General features: G+C 64.3%; 11 protein-coding genes. 7 read left to right on the forward strand and 4 right to left on the reverse strand.

Features of this window, described 5'->3' with window-relative positions; genetic code table 11:
- Positions 1-82: 82 nt before the first annotated feature.
- Positions 83-3,199 (reverse strand): efflux RND transporter permease subunit, encoded by a 3,117-nt coding sequence (locus AAHE99_RS08465; protein WP_342116451.1) that lies wholly within the window; start codon positions 3,197-3,199, stop codon positions 83-85.
- Positions 3,200-3,211: 12 nt separating this feature from the next.
- Complete coding sequence (locus AAHE99_RS08470; RefSeq protein WP_342116452.1) at positions 3,212-4,429, reverse strand: efflux RND transporter periplasmic adaptor subunit; 1,218 nt, start codon at positions 4,427-4,429, stop codon at positions 3,212-3,214.
- Between the two features lie 216 nt (positions 4,430-4,645).
- Here AAHE99_RS08470 and AAHE99_RS08475 point away from each other — a divergent pair, with 216 nt between their 5' ends.
- Positions 4,646-7,072, forward strand: a complete 2,427-nt coding sequence (locus AAHE99_RS08475) for a sensor domain-containing protein (protein ID WP_342116453.1) — start codon at positions 4,646-4,648, stop codon at positions 7,070-7,072.
- 139 nt (positions 7,073-7,211) lie between these two features.
- Here AAHE99_RS08475 and AAHE99_RS08480 read toward each other — a convergent pair whose 3' ends face one another.
- The gene (locus AAHE99_RS08480) at positions 7,212-8,171 is read right to left on the reverse strand and encodes an endonuclease/exonuclease/phosphatase family protein (protein WP_342116454.1); all 960 of its coding nucleotides are present in this window, start codon (positions 8,169-8,171) and stop codon (positions 7,212-7,214) included.
- A 37-nt stretch (positions 8,172-8,208) separates the two neighbouring features.
- On the opposite strand from AAHE99_RS08480, the gene ybaK reads away from it, so the two are divergent.
- The 6 genes from ybaK to AAHE99_RS08510 all read left to right on the forward strand — a co-directional run bounded on the left by ybaK (position 8,209) and on the right by AAHE99_RS08510 (position 12,797).
- The gene (gene ybaK, locus AAHE99_RS08485; protein WP_342116455.1) at positions 8,209-8,700 is read left to right on the forward strand and encodes a Cys-tRNA(Pro) deacylase; all 492 of its coding nucleotides are present in this window, start codon (positions 8,209-8,211) and stop codon (positions 8,698-8,700) included.
- Between the two features lie 70 nt (positions 8,701-8,770).
- Complete coding sequence (plsY, locus tag AAHE99_RS08490) at positions 8,771-9,394, forward strand: glycerol-3-phosphate 1-O-acyltransferase PlsY (protein WP_342116456.1); 624 nt, start codon at positions 8,771-8,773, stop codon at positions 9,392-9,394.
- Between the two features lie 5 nt (positions 9,395-9,399).
- Positions 9,400-10,062 (forward strand): DsbA family oxidoreductase, encoded by a 663-nt coding sequence (locus tag AAHE99_RS08495; RefSeq protein ID WP_342116457.1) that lies wholly within the window; start codon positions 9,400-9,402, stop codon positions 10,060-10,062.
- Between the two features lie 59 nt (positions 10,063-10,121).
- Positions 10,122-11,165: a sensor domain-containing diguanylate cyclase gene (locus AAHE99_RS08500; RefSeq protein WP_342116458.1), complete on the forward strand. Its 1,044-nt coding sequence runs from the start codon at positions 10,122-10,124 to the stop codon at positions 11,163-11,165.
- 18 nt (positions 11,166-11,183) lie between these two features.
- On the forward strand, positions 11,184-11,474 hold the full coding sequence (locus tag AAHE99_RS08505) for a DUF427 domain-containing protein (RefSeq protein WP_342116459.1): 291 nt from the start codon (positions 11,184-11,186) through the stop codon (positions 11,472-11,474).
- Between the two features lie 99 nt (positions 11,475-11,573).
- Positions 11,574-12,797 (forward strand): metal-dependent hydrolase, encoded by a 1,224-nt coding sequence (locus AAHE99_RS08510; RefSeq protein ID WP_342116460.1) that lies wholly within the window; start codon positions 11,574-11,576, stop codon positions 12,795-12,797.
- Here AAHE99_RS08510 and AAHE99_RS08515 read toward each other — a convergent pair.
- Positions 12,794-13,648, reverse strand: coding sequence for an oxidoreductase (locus tag AAHE99_RS08515; RefSeq protein ID WP_342116461.1), 855 nt, complete (start codon positions 13,646-13,648; stop codon positions 12,794-12,796). The genes AAHE99_RS08510 and AAHE99_RS08515 overlap by 4 nt on opposite strands.
- Between the last annotated feature and the right edge of the window lie 31 nt (positions 13,649-13,679).

The raw sequence follows: 13,679 nt of genomic DNA on the forward strand, positions 1-13,679 counted from the left end.
GACCGCCCCGCCCCCGAATCGCCGACCGCGTGACCACCTTGGGGTCAGGCTCTTTGGTGGACACGAGCTCGGCTGTTTTGGGTTATGCGGCCTCGGCCACACTGGCTTGGTCGGCGCTGTCGTCGTGGTGGCCGCGGCGCAGCCAGCGCTTGGCGCGTTTGCCGAAGTTGTCGAGGTAGGTGTAGGCTACCGGCACCACCACCAGGGTCAGCAGGGTGGAGGTGATCACCCCGCCAATCACGGCGCGGCCCATCGGCGCTTGCGTTTCGCCGCCTTCACCGAGGCCGATCGCCATCGGCAGCATGCCGAAAATCATCGCCAGGGTCGTCATCAGGATTGGGCGCAGGCGCACCTGTCCGGCATCCATGATGGCTTCATATTGCGGCTTGCCTTCGCGCTGGCCCTGGTTGGTGAAGTCCACCAGCAGGATCGCGTTCTTGGTCACCAGGCCCATCAGCATGATCACGCCAATCACCGAGAACACGTTCAGCGTGGAGCCGGTCACCAGCAGCGCCGCCAGCACGCCGATCAGGGACATCGGCAGCGACACCATGATCGCAATCGGCTGCAGGTAGCTGCCGAACTGGGACGCCAGCACCAGGTAGATGAAGATGACCGCGATGCCCAGCGCCATCATGGCGCCGTTCATGGTTTCCGCCATCTGCTGCGCATTGCCCGCCACGTCGAAGCGCACGCCATCCGGCAGCTTCATGGAATCCATCGCCTTCTTCACGTCGGCGTCGATATCGCCGCCCGGGCGGCCTTCATGCGCGGCGTAGATGGCGACACGGCGCTGCAAGGCCTGGCGCTTCAGCACCTGCGGGCTGAAGGAGGGCACAAAGTCCACCACCTGGCGCAGCGGCACCATGATCGGGTTGCCGTTCGCATCAAGCTTGCTGGAGGCCAGCGACAGGTCGGCCAGGTCGGAGATGCGCTGGCGGCCCGACTTCGGCAGCTGCACATTCACTTCATAGTTCTGGCCATCGCTGGCCAGCCAGTAGCTGACCTGGTCGCCACCCACGAAGGGACGCATGGCGCTGCCGATCTGCTGCACGGTCAGCCCCAGGTCGCTGGCCAGCTCGTTGTTGATCTTGAGCGTGACGGACGGATTGGCGCCTTCCTGGCTGTATTCCAGGTTGGCCACGCCTTTGATCTTGCGCATCTTGGCCATCAGTTCCTGCGCGGTGGCTTCCAGCTTGGCTTCGTCGGTGCCGAGAATGGCGATGAAGATCGGCTTGAAGCCGGACGACTGGATAATGCCGGGCACCGCTGCCAGGCGGGCGCGGATGGCCTGCTCCAGCGCCTCCTGCGAGCGACGCTTGGTTTTCCTGATATCGGTCAGGCGCAGGTTCAGGCGCGTGACGTGGCGGCCTTCCCAGGTGCCGACCGTGGTTTGCACGGAATCGATTTCGGGGAATTCCTTGAGGATCTTCTCGACCTGCTCCGCCTTGGCGCTGTTGTACTCCAGGCTGGAGCCGACCGGCACCTTGAATTGCAGGTTGATCCAGCCCTGGTCGGTCTTGGGGAACATCTCGCCGCCGATCATCGGAACCAGCAGCAGGCTGCCCGCAAACAGCGCCACGGCGGTGGCCAGGGTCAGCTTGCGCCAGGTCAGCGCCAGGCCGAGCACACGCGCGTACAGCTGGTGCACGTACTCGACCACATGCTCCACCTTCTCCATGAAGCGGCCCAGCCACGGCAGGTACTTGAAGCGGTCCTTGACCGGATCATGCCAGACCGAGGACAGCATCGGGTCCAGCGTAAAGGACACGAACAGCGACACCAGCACCGCCACCGTCACGGTCACGCCGAACTGCAGGAAGAAGCGGCCGATAATGCCGTCCATGAAGGCCACCGGCACGAACACGGCGACAATCGCAAAGGTGGTCGCCATCACCGCCACGCCGATTTCATTGGTGCCGTCCTCCGCCGCCTTGCGGTGGTGCTTGCCGAAGCCCAGGTGGCGCACAATGTTTTCGCGCACCACGATGGCGTCGTCGATCAGCAGGCCAATACACAGCGACAGCGCCATCAGCGTCAGGAAGTTCAGCGTAAAGCCGAAGGCCTTCATTGCGATGAAGGAAGCCAGCACCGAGATCGGCAGCGTCAGGCCGGTGATCACGGTGGAGCGCCAGGAGTGCAGGAAGAAGAACACGATCACCATTGTCAGCACGGCGCCTTCGATGATGGTGCGTTTGACGTTATCCAATTGCGCCTGAACGCGGTCGGCCTGGTTGTCCAGGATGCGCAGCTTGATATCGGCCGGCAGGGTTTTCTGCAGGTTCTCGGCGACCTGGCGCACGCCGTTGCCCACTTCCACCACATTGGCGTCCTGCACCTTGGTCACTTCCATCGAAACGCCGCGTTGGCCGTTGACGCGTGCGATCGACAGCTCCTCCGCCTCGCCATCCACCACATCGGCCACCTGATCGAGATAGACCGGGCCGTTGGCGCGGCGCGCCACGATGATCTTGTTGAATTCGTGGGCTTCTTTCAGCTTGCCCTCGACGCGCACCAGCGATTCCGACACGTCGGCCGAAATGCGTCCGGCCGGCAGGTTGGTATTGGTGGCCTGGATCGCGCGCACCACTTCGTCGACACCCACGCCATGGGCGCGCATATCGGAAGGGCGCGGGATGACCTGCATCTGGCGCTTGGTGGTGCCGGACACGCGCACCTGGCCCACGCCCGGCACGCCCTGGAAGCGCTTGGCGATCAGCTGGTCGGTCATGGTGGACAGCTCGCGCAGGCTGCGCTGGTCCGAAGTCATGACGATGTTGACGATAGGCTGGTCGTTCTCGCCTTCGGCGCGGGCGATGAAGGGCTCTTTCGCCTCGCGCGGGAAGCGTGGGCGGATCAGGGCGATCTTGTCGCGCACGTCCTGCATGGCGCGGTCCATATTGGTGGACAGCTCGAACTCCAGGTAGACGCCGGACTTGCCTTCCCACGAGTTGGCGCGGATGTTCTTGACCCCGCTCACCGTGTTGAGGATGTCCTCGATCGGGCGCGTCAGGTCGTTCTCCACCGCCTCCGGCGAAGCGCCCGGATAGTTGACCTCAATTGCCGCGAACGGGAAGCTCACATTCGGCATGGACTCCACGCCGAGGCCTTTGTACGAGAAAATGCCGAGCACCATCAGCGCCACCATCACCATGGTGGCAAAGACCGGCTGGCGGATCGAGATTTTAGTGATCCACATGGTCGGCTCCCGTCAGCCTTTGTTGGCCGCAGGCGCGGCCGGCTTGCCCGCATGCTGCGCCGCCGGCGCCTGGCCGCCCGGCAGCTTGACCTTGGCGCCCGGCTTCAGACCTTCCAGCTTGGCCACCAGCACCTGGGCGCCGGCCTGCAGGCCTTCACTGATCTCCACCACGCCCTCATCTTCGCTGCGCAAGCCCAGCTTGACCGGCTGCGCCACCACCGCGCCGCCGACAACCGTGTAAACCACCGGCTTGCCCGCTTCCTCGCGCAGGGCGGCCAGCGGCACCACAGGCGCCTCGTGGCCTTTCTCAGTGGTCAGGCTGCCCTTGGCGAACATGCCGCCGCGCAGGGCGCCGTCGCCGTTGGCCACGCTCACATACACCAGCATGGCGCGCGAACCGGTTTCGGTGGTGGGGTTGATGCGCGCCACCTTGCCGGCGAATTCGCGCTTGGCGAAGCCGTCGACATGGAAGCGCACTTCCTGGCCGGCTTTCACGCGCGGGATATCGGTGGCCGGCACCTGCGCTTCCAGCGTCAGCTCATTCAGGCCGACGATGGTGTAGACGGGCATGTCAGGCGCGACTTTATCGCCCGCCTGCACATGACGTTTGGAGATGATCCCGCTGATCGGGGCGCGGATCACGCTGTCGTTCAGCGCGATGCGGGCCAGGTCGACCATGGCGGAAGCAGATTTGACATTGGCGCGCGCCAGTTCGACGGCATTGGCCGTGGTATCGAAGCTGGTCTGCGAAATGAATTTTTGCGACAGCAGGGCGGTCGCGTTGTACTCGTTTTTCTGGGCCATGCTCAGGCGCGCCTGCGCCTCCTCCAGCATGGCTTGCTGTTGCTGCAGGCGCGCTTTCAGGTCGGCCTGGTCGAGGCGGGCCAGCACCTGGCCCTCCTGCACCGCGACCCCTTCGCGCAGCGCGGCTTCCTGCACCTGGCCGGAAACCTTGGACTTGATGGTCGCCTGGCTCACCGGAATCAGCGAGCCGGAGAGCGGAATGCCGACCGACAGCTGGCGCGCCGCAATCGGCGTCACGTCGGCGCTGGCCAGTTCCATCACGGGCTCCTGCTTGGCGGCAGCGCCGGCGTCCTTGGCCGCCGCGGCCGGTTTGGTCTGCGATTTGACGACGGTCCAGCCACCTCCCGCCAGCCCCAGCACAACCAGGCCGATCAGTGGAAGACGCCAGCGGTTTGGGGACTTCAGTGGCACAGGTTGTGGGCTCATTTTTATCTCTTCGTCAATGTTTTCCGCTGGCGCGGGTTGCGATGGTGACACTCTAGGATTTAACAAGTCCAGCAACCATGCAAATGCGATGAAGCGCAAAAACCGCGACCTGGAATGCAAAAAGCGCGCACCAAGCGCACCTTTGATCTAGCGCAAGCGGCGCGCCCGCAAGCTGGCAAAAATGGGACTATAAGTGTCGTTTTCGTGAGTACCAACATGGATACCGCCAGCCCGACGCCAGCCCATGCCGCGCTCGATCTGATCGCGCGCATGGTCGCGGCGCTTGAATTGACGCCGCTGGTGGCGGTGTGCAGTTTCGACCGCGACGGCGTGGTTCAGTTCTGCAACCAGGCATTCACCGACATGCTGGGCGTTCCCTCTGGTACCGTGGTCGGCCAGCGCATTGCCACGCTGCGCTCGCACGGCCAGCGGCAGGGCGAGCATGATGCGCTGGTGGAAGAGATATGGCGCGACGGCCATTCCCCGCCAGCCCGTGACTGGCACGTGACGACCGCCGACGGCCGCGCAATGTGGCTGTATTCAACCTGCGTACCGGTGTGGCATGACGGTGAGCTGGCGCAGATCTTCTGCATGGAAGTGGATATTACGCAACGCCGCAAGGATTTCGATGCCTTGCAGGCGGCCGGCGAAAACTTCCACCACATGTTCGAGCGTTCCAGCGACGCAATCTTTTTGCTGCGCGACGGCGTGGTGGAGGAAGCCAATCCCGCCGCGGTCTGCCTGTTCAAATGTGACGCGCCGGCGCGCCTGGTGGGGCGCAAGCTGCATGATTTCTCGCCGATGAGCCAACCGTCGGGCATGCTGACGGCGGAAGCGGAGGCGCGCCTGACGGAGCAAGCCCGGCATGAAGGCAACGCACGCAGCGAGTGGCACTATGTGGATTGCCAGGGCGAGCTGTTCTGGGCGGAGGTGCTGCTGACCGCCATCGCGCTGGACGGCAGCAGCCTGTTCTACGCCGTGGTGCGCGACATCTCCCAGCGCAAGCAGGCCGAGCGCACCTTGCACCTGGCCGCGCAAGTGTTTGAAAGCAGCCGCGATGCCATTGTGCTGACCGACCGCACGCGGCGCGTCATCGCACTCAACCGCGCATTCACCGTGATTACCGGCTTTGCACCGCAGGACATGCTGGGCAAGCCGGTCAGCCTGTACCGCTCCGGCGTGCATGACGACTCGTTCTACCGCGAAGTCTGGGCCCAGGTGGATGCCAGCGGCCATTGGGAAGGGGAGTCCTGGGGCCGCAAGCAGGATGGCGCCCTGTTCCCTTGCTGGACCAGCCTGAGCGCCATCCGCGACAACGCGGGTCGCGTCAGCAACTATATGGGCACGGTCACCGACATTACCGAACGCAAGAAGAGCGAAGAGCAGACCCGCCACCTGGCCGAGCACGATTTCCTGACCGACCTGCCCAACCGCTTGCTGCTGCTGGACCGCCTGCGCCTGGCGCTGGCGGCGGCGCGGCGCAACCAGTCGGCGCTGGCGGTACTGTTCGTTGACCTGGACCGCTTCAAGATGGTCAACGATACGCTCGGGCATGCGGTGGGCGACCGGCTGCTGAAGGAGGTGGCCTGCCGCCTGGTGCATTGCGTGCGGGAGGCCGATACCGTCAGCCGCCAGGGCGGAGACGAGTTCATCATCGTGCTGTCGGACATGGCCGGGCCGGGCGGTGCGGCGCATGCGGCGGAGACGGTGCTGCGGGCGCTGGAGCAGGAGTTCGTGCTGGGCGCGCACATCGCGCATATTTCCGGATCGATCGGCATTGCCATGTATCCGTCGGATGGCGAGGCGATCGATGACCTGCTGAAGCATGCGGATATTGCGATGTACCACGCCAAGCAGGAGGGCCGCAACGGCTACCAGTTCTTCAGCCGCGAGATGAATGCCCGCATTGTCGAGCGCTCCGGACTGGAACAGAGCTTGCGGCGCGCGCTGGCCGAGCAGCAGTTTGAACTGGCTTTCGAGCCGGAGGTGGATATTGCCAGCGGTGCGGTGGTGGGGATGGAGGCGCTGGTGCGCTGGCGGCATCCCGAGCTGGGCTTGCTGTTGCCGGAGCGCTTTATCGATGTTGCGACCGAGGCCGGCATGATTGTCGCGATCGGCAATTGGGTGCTGCAAGCGGCCTGCCGCCGCGCCCGGGCATGGATGGATGAAGGACGTGAGCTGGTGGTGTCGGTCAACCTGGCGCCGGCGCAGTTCGTCCACAAGGACTTGCTCGACTGCGTGGGCGATGCGCTGCACGCGGCGGGCCTGCCGGCGCGGCTGCTGGAGCTGCAGCTGACCGAGGCCATGCTGATGCAGGCCGGCGCCAAAGCCGGCCCGGCGCTGGCCTGCTTGCGCGGGCTGGGTGTACGGCTCTCCATCGACGACTTCGGCACCGGCTACTCGCGGCTGGGACAGCTGAAGGACAGCCCGATCGACAAGCTCAAGATCGCGCAATCGTTTTTCGAAGACGGCGCCGCCGACGCCACCGCCATCCGCACCATCATCGCCATGGCGCGCAGCCTGGACATGACCGTGATCGCCGAAGGCGTCGAAACCGAATCCCAGCTCCAGCTGCTGCGCGAGCTCGGCTGCGACCAGTTCCAGGGCCACCTCGCCGCCAGCTCACCCGGAGCCTGGCCATGACGCTCGAGTCAGTCGCCAGCCGCATCCTCAGGCGGTCACGGATGGTGCCATTTGGTCGACGCGCTGCGGCAGTTGACCCGGCCGGCAGAGGCGCCGGCCAAGCGGCCGATTGGCTTCGTCACGCCTGAAGAAAAGCCCGCTAGCGCAGCCGCAGCCGCACCAGCACCTGCCCGTGGTCGGAAACTTCGGGACGCTCCTGGCGCAAGTGGTCGTTGAAGTAGCTGACGTCCAGCACCTCGCCAATCGCGCGTGGCGAGGCGGGGTTGAATTCCTCCGACACCAGCACGTGGTCGATGGTGGAGTAGTGGCCTTCGTGGATGCTGGTATAGGCCACATGCCGCAGGTGGTCCTGCCGCAGTTGGATCTGGTTGGCGTCATACATGCGGCCGCGCCGCTCGTCGCCCGGCATCATGCCGCCGCCGTTGCCCAAAACAATGGTGGTGGTCACCGCATCGGCGGTGTCGTTGAAATCCCCCAGCACAATGCAAGGCCGGCGCGTCTCGCGCATCATCTTGCTAAGCAGCACACGCAGCGCCACCGCCTCCGTCCCGCGCCACACCAGCGAGCGCAGGCTGGCCATGGCCAGGTGCAAAGGATCTTCCGCCGTATCGCCGCTGCGATAGTCCGGCCGGCGCGATTTCAGGTGCACCACGATCACATCCACCACCACCTCGTTCGGCAGCATCACCTTGGCATGCAAAGGCGCGCGCGCAAAGCGGTCCGAATCGCCGACGCCGGAGTCGGCCGGCACGCCTTCCGGGAAATTGGCATACACCTCCGGCGCACCAATCAGGGGCAGGCGCGACACCAGCGCCACATTGGGCGTCAGACGGGAAGCGTGGGGATCGGGGTCGAAACCGGCGTGCACCGCATCGCGGTATTTGCGGGTGCGCGACAGGACGTCGAGCAGGGATGCCTGGGAGAAGATTTCCTGGAAGCCGACCACGTCGGCGTCGAGCTGGTCCAGCTGCTGCGCGGTCCACTCCGCCTTCGCTTCGTACTCCTGCTCCGTCAGCGGCAGCAGGTTGTCGTACAGTTTCGCCCCCGGCGGGGCAAGGTTGCAGACGTTGAAGGTGGCAAAGCGGATTTCTTGCTGCATAATGAGAAACTCCTCTATGGCACTAGCGTATCACGGCATGGCAAAAAAAGAGCACATTTCCGAAACTCCCGCGACAGCTTTGCTACGCAAGCACAAAGTCGCATTTTCCGAGCATCCTTATGAGTACGAAGAGCATGGCGGCACCTCCGTATCTTCGCGCGAACTAGGGGTCGAAGAACATCATGTAGTGAAAACCCTGGTCATGCAGGACGAAGCGGCCAAACCGCTGATCGTGCTGATGCACGGCGACTGCAAAGTCTCGACCAAGAACCTGGCGCGCAATATCGGCTGCAAATCGGTCGAACCCTGCAAGCCCGAGGTGGCGCAGCGCCATTCCGGCTATATGGTGGGCGGCACCTCGCCGTTCGGCACCAAGAAAGCGATGCCGGTGTATGTGGAAGAAAGCATCCTCGGCCTGGAAACGATTTATATCAATGGCGGCCGGCGCGGCTTCCTGATCGGCATCAAGCCGGGCGTCCTGAGCGAAGTGCTAGGCGCCAAGCCGGTGCACTGCGCCTTGGCTGATTGACAATATTGCATCCGCGCGGGATGGTGTATAGTCGCAGCCCATATAAAAACAACGATTCCCCGGGGGGATTATGACTACTTTGCTTTTGATTATTGCCGCCTACCTGATTGGCTCGATTTCCTTCGCCGTGGTGGTGAGTAAGTTCTACGGCCTGGCCGACCCGCGCACTTATGGCTCCGGCAACCCGGGCGCCACCAATGTGCTGCGCAGCGGTAACAAGGGCGCCGCCATCTGGACCCTGCTCGGCGACGCCTTCAAGGGCTGGCTGGCCGTGTTCCTGGTCGACCACTTCCAGCAGCAGCTGGGCCTGGGCGAGCAGGCCGACCAGACCATCGCCCTGGTGGCGATTGCCGTCTTTATCGGCCACCTGTGGCCGGTGTTCTTCAAATTCGTCGGCGGCAAAGGCGTGGCCACCGCGCTGGGCGTGCTGCTGGCCCTGAACGTCTGGCTCGGCCTGGCGACCCTGGTCACCTGGCTGGTGGTGGCGTACGCCTTCCGCTATTCCTCGCTGGCGGCCCTGATCGCCTCCGTTTTCGCACCGTTCTACTATGGCCTGCTGTTCGGCGCCGAGCCGCAACTGGCCGCCGTTTTGGCCATGAGCGGTTTGCTGATTTGGCGTCATGCCAAAAATATTGCTAACCTGATTGCTGGCAAGGAAAGCCGCATCGGCAGCAAAGCCAAGAAAAAGGCCTAGACATCATGACCATCACCCCGATCCGCATCGACTTCGTTTCCGACGTCTCCTGTCCCTGGTGTGCGATCGGGCTGAACAGCCTGGAAGTAGCGCTGTCGCGTCTGGGCGACAGCGTCCAGGCGCAAATCCACTTCCAGCCCTTCGAGCTGAACCCGCACATGGTGCCGGAAGGGCAGGACATCACCGAGCACCTGCGCCAGAAATACGGCGCCAGCCCCGCCCAGCAGGAACAAACCCGCGAAATGATCCGCCAGCGCGGCGCCGACGTCGGTTTCGACTTTGGCGTGGGCATGCGCAGCCGGATTTACAACACTTTCGACGCCCACCGCCTGCTGCACTGGGCCGGTGAGCATGGCAATCCCGCCTTGGCGCAGCGGGCATTAAAGCGCGCCCTGTTCGACGCCTATTTCACGCGCGGCCAGGACCCCAGCTCGCGCACGCTGCTGGTGCAACTGGCCGGCAAGGTCGGCCTGGACGAGGCGGAAGCGGTGCAAGTGCTGGCATCTGGCCGCTACGCTCAGGAAGTTCGTGATATGGAGCATTTCTACCAGCGCAACGGCATCCAGTCGGTGCCGGCCGTGATCATCAACGAAACCCACCTGATTTCTGGCGGGCAACCACCGGACGCCTTCGAGCGGGCGCTGCGGCAAATAGTGGCTTTAAAATAACACTATTATCTGTGATACAACCTTGTTACACTGCGGGGGAGTATCACGGGAGAGCTAGCATGTCCGCCGCAGAACAAACGATCACGACGCTGTACCCCCGGCCAACGGACGACCAAAGCCGCCTGGCCGCGCTGCACCGCTACGACGCCCTCGAGGCGACCTCGGGCGACGATTTCACTTTCCTGACCGAGCTGGCCGCCAAGGTCTGCGACGTTCCCTACGCCTTCATATCGCTGGTCGACGCCGACCGCGTGTTCGTCAAATCGTTCAGTGGCCTGGACGTGCAAAGCCTGCCGCGCGGGCAGTGCTACTGCTCGCTGGCCGTGCTGGGCGACGACGCCACCGAAATCTGCGACCTGAGCAAGGACGCCCGCACCGCCCACATGCCGCTGACGGTCGAAGCGCCGTATATGCGCATGTACAGCAGCGTGCCGCTGGTCTCCAGCGACGGCTACGCGATCGGCACCCTGTGCGTGATGAACACCAAGGCCGGCTGCCTGTCCACCGCCCAGCGCGAAATGCTGCGCAAGCTGGCGCGCCAGGTCATGGCCCTGCTCGAGCTGCGCGCCAACGAGCGCGCGCTGAAGTCCTCGATGGACGAGCTGGAAATGCTGGCCACCACCGACGAGCTGACCGGCCTGCACAACCGCCGCTCCCTGATGAACCGCCTCAAGTTCGAAGTCGCCCGCACACGCCGCTTCCGCACCCCGCTGTCGGCGGTGATGGTGGACGTCGACCACTTCAAACGCATCAACGATGAGTATGGCCACCAGGTCGGCGACGAAGTGCTGGCCGCTGTCGGCCGCCTGGTGCGCGAGAACGTGCGCGTGATTGACGTGGCCGGACGCTACGGTGGCGAAGAATTGTGTATCCTGTTGCCGAACACGCCGCTCGAAGGCGCGCGCAAGTTCGCAGAAACGTTACGGTCGCGGATCGAAGCCCAGGTGCACAGCGCCGGGACGCGCGCGGTAGCGGTGACGGCCAGCCTCGGCGTCGGCTCCTTCAACCATATGGACATTGATGACGCCGAAATGCTGCTGAAGCAAGCCGATGCCGCGCTCTACCGCGCCAAAGCCAACGGCCGCAACCGGGTGGAAGGTTGAACAGGATAGGAGCAGGGAATGCCGAAGGCAATCTGGAATGGCGCAGTGATCGCAGAAGCGGATAGCACTGAAGTAGAGATCGTCGAACACAACATCTATTTCCCGCCCACGCGGGTCAAGCAAGAGTTCTTACAGCCCAGCACGCACACCACCCTGTGCCCGTGGAAAGGCGTCGCCAGCTACTACAACGTGGTAGTGGACGGCAAAGTCAACGCCAACGCCGCCTGGTACTACCCGGCCCCCAAAGAAGCCGCCGCCAACATCAAAGACCGCATCGCCTTCTGGCACGGCGTTGAGGTCCAGCACTAATTGTCCATCCTGGGGTCAGGAACGAATCGCGACATTTATATTCTTGCAGAAATAAATGTCGCAATTCGTTCCTGACCCCAAAGCGGACATTTCTTTCTGATGGACAATATTACGCATTCCGTTGTTGGGCTGGGCGTGGGGGAGCTGGTGCAGCGCTCGCTGCGGCCGGAGTTGGATCCTGCGCGGCAGCAGACGCGGCATCGCTTGCTGTTGACCGCGTGTGCGGTGGCGAGCAATTTTCCTGACCTGGACCTGGTGTTTACCAAGCTGGCGCCGGCGCCGCTAGGCTATCTGCTCCATCACCGGGGACACACGCATACCTTGCTCTACCTGATCCCGCAGGCGCTGCTGCTGTTGGCGCTGCTGTGGGCGCTGTGGCCGAATGCGCGCGCCCTGCTGCGGGAGAGCAGCGCGGCGCGGCGCGGGCTGGCATATGCGCTGGCGGCGGGCTTCCTGCTGCACCTGGGTATGGATTTCATGAACAATTACGGTGTTCATCCTTTCTATCCGTTCAGCGGTGCCTGGTATTACGGGGACCTGGTCTATATCATCGAGCCGGTGTTCTGGGTGGCGTTCGGTGTGCCGCTGGCGATGGCGACGCCGTCGCGCCGCGGCAGGATCGTGCTGCTGGCCGTTCTGCCCGTGGTGCTGCTTTACGTGACCCTGCATGGCTATCTGTCCTGGGCTTCGTTCGCGGCGCTGACGGCGCTCGGCGCGGCGGTGGCGGCGCTGCGCTTCATGCATATGCATAGCCGTCGTGCGCTGCTGCTGGCGCTCGGCGTGGTGCTGGCATTCGTGGGTGTGCAGGCCTCGGCCTCCTACAAGGCGCGCCAGGCGGTGACGGCGGCCCTGGTGCTGCAGGACCCGCAGGCGCGCGTGCTGGATGTGGCGCTTACCGCGTTCCCTTCGCAGCCTTTGTGCTGGAGCTTTACTTCGATTGAATCGGATGGAAAGCAGTACTTGCTGCGGCGCGGGCATTTGAGCCTGGCGCCCGGCTGGCTGCCGCCGCGTGCTTGTCCCGCGGCCCTGTCGGTGGGTGTGGCGCAGGAGCTCGCGGGCACGGTGCCCGGCGTGCTGGTGTCCGGTTCGTGGGCCGGCAATGTGGCGGCCTTGCGCGAGCGGGCTGCCACCGATTGCCAGCTGGCTGCCTGGCTGCGTTTTGCGCGCATGCCGGCGGTGGATGAGGACCAGGCCAGTGACCTGCGCTTCGCCAGCACCCCGCGCGGCAACTTCACCACGCTGATGCTGGCCTCGAAACCGCATTGCCCGTTCGCGGTGCCCCAGTGGGGGCAGCCGCGCGCGGACTTGCTGGGCCGCCCTTAAGCCGCTAGCTTGGCCTCCGTCTCGAAGTCGGTCGACAGGGCCAGCTCCTTCCACTGCGCCAGCTCGCGCTCGACCTGCTGGTGCTTCTCGTAAGCGCGGGCTACGGCGTCGCTGCCCAGTTGCAGGCGCAGCGGCGGTTGTGCTGCGTCGGCCAGTTTCAGCATCGCTTGCGACAGCTTGGCTGGATCGCCGGGCTGCGCGTGGTTGGCGCCGGCGGCGAAGGTGCGCATGGCGCCGACCGTGTCCTTGTAATCCTCGATGCGTGCCTGGGTTTCCACCAGCGATGTCGCGTCGAGGAAGTCGGTGCGGAAGAAGCCCGGTTCCACCACGGTGACGTGCACGCCCAGCGGGGCCAGTTCCTGCGCCATCGCTTCACTCAGGCCTTCCACCGCGAACTTGGTGGAGCCGTAGACGCCCCAGCCGTGGTAAGCCTGGTAGCCGCCCAGCGAGGAGATATTGATCACGTGCCCGCTGCGCTGCTTGCGCATCACCGGCAGCACGGCGCGGCTCACGTTCAGCAGGCCGAAGACGTTGGTCTCGTAATTGCGGCGCACTTCCTCCGCCGAGGTTTCCTCGACCGCGCCGAGGATGCCGTAGCCGGCATTATTCACCAGCACATCGATGCGGCCGAAGCGTTCGATGGCGGCTTGCGCGGCGACGACTGCTGCCGCTTCCTTGGTGACATCCAGCTGCACCGGCAGCAGCTCTGGATGCACGCCCAGCGCATCGACAATCGCTTGCGGGTTGCGGGCGGCTGCTACCACGGAGTCGCCGCGCGCCAGGGCGTCGCGTGCAATCAGCAGGCCGAAGCCACGGGATGCGCCAGTAATGAACCAGACTTTGTTTGCCATGATCTTGCTCCTTCAGGGTGGGTGGTTGGTG

Origin of the sequence: Pseudoduganella sp. OTU4001 (assembly GCF_038440195.1) — a bacterium.
Classification (GTDB): Bacteria; Pseudomonadota; Gammaproteobacteria; order Burkholderiales; family Burkholderiaceae_D; genus Rugamonas.

What these genes read in the sequence shown, in the direction of transcription:
- AAHE99_RS08465 (WP_342116451.1), bottom strand. Translation starts at nt 3,199, where the DNA reads ATGTGGATCACTAAAATCTCGATCCGCCAGCCGGTCTTTGCCACCATG.
- AAHE99_RS08470 (WP_342116452.1), bottom strand. Translation starts at nt 4,429, where the DNA reads ATGAGCCCACAACCTGTGCCACTGAAGTCCCCAAACCGCTGGCGTCTT.
- AAHE99_RS08475 (WP_342116453.1), top strand. Translation starts at nt 4,646, where the DNA reads ATGGATACCGCCAGCCCGACGCCAGCCCATGCCGCGCTCGATCTGATC.
- AAHE99_RS08480 (WP_342116454.1), bottom strand. Translation starts at nt 8,171, where the DNA reads ATGCAGCAAGAAATCCGCTTTGCCACCTTCAACGTCTGCAACCTTGCC.
- ybaK (WP_342116455.1), top strand. Translation starts at nt 8,209, where the DNA reads ATGGCAAAAAAAGAGCACATTTCCGAAACTCCCGCGACAGCTTTGCTA.
- plsY (WP_342116456.1), top strand. Translation starts at nt 8,771, where the DNA reads ATGACTACTTTGCTTTTGATTATTGCCGCCTACCTGATTGGCTCGATT.
- AAHE99_RS08495 (WP_342116457.1), top strand. Translation starts at nt 9,400, where the DNA reads ATGACCATCACCCCGATCCGCATCGACTTCGTTTCCGACGTCTCCTGT.
- AAHE99_RS08500 (WP_342116458.1), top strand. Translation starts at nt 10,122, where the DNA reads ATGTCCGCCGCAGAACAAACGATCACGACGCTGTACCCCCGGCCAACG.
- AAHE99_RS08505 (WP_342116459.1), top strand. Translation starts at nt 11,184, where the DNA reads ATGCCGAAGGCAATCTGGAATGGCGCAGTGATCGCAGAAGCGGATAGC.
- AAHE99_RS08510 (WP_342116460.1), top strand. Translation starts at nt 11,574, where the DNA reads ATGGACAATATTACGCATTCCGTTGTTGGGCTGGGCGTGGGGGAGCTG.
- AAHE99_RS08515 (WP_342116461.1), bottom strand. Translation starts at nt 13,648, where the DNA reads ATGGCAAACAAAGTCTGGTTCATTACTGGCGCATCCCGTGGCTTCGGC.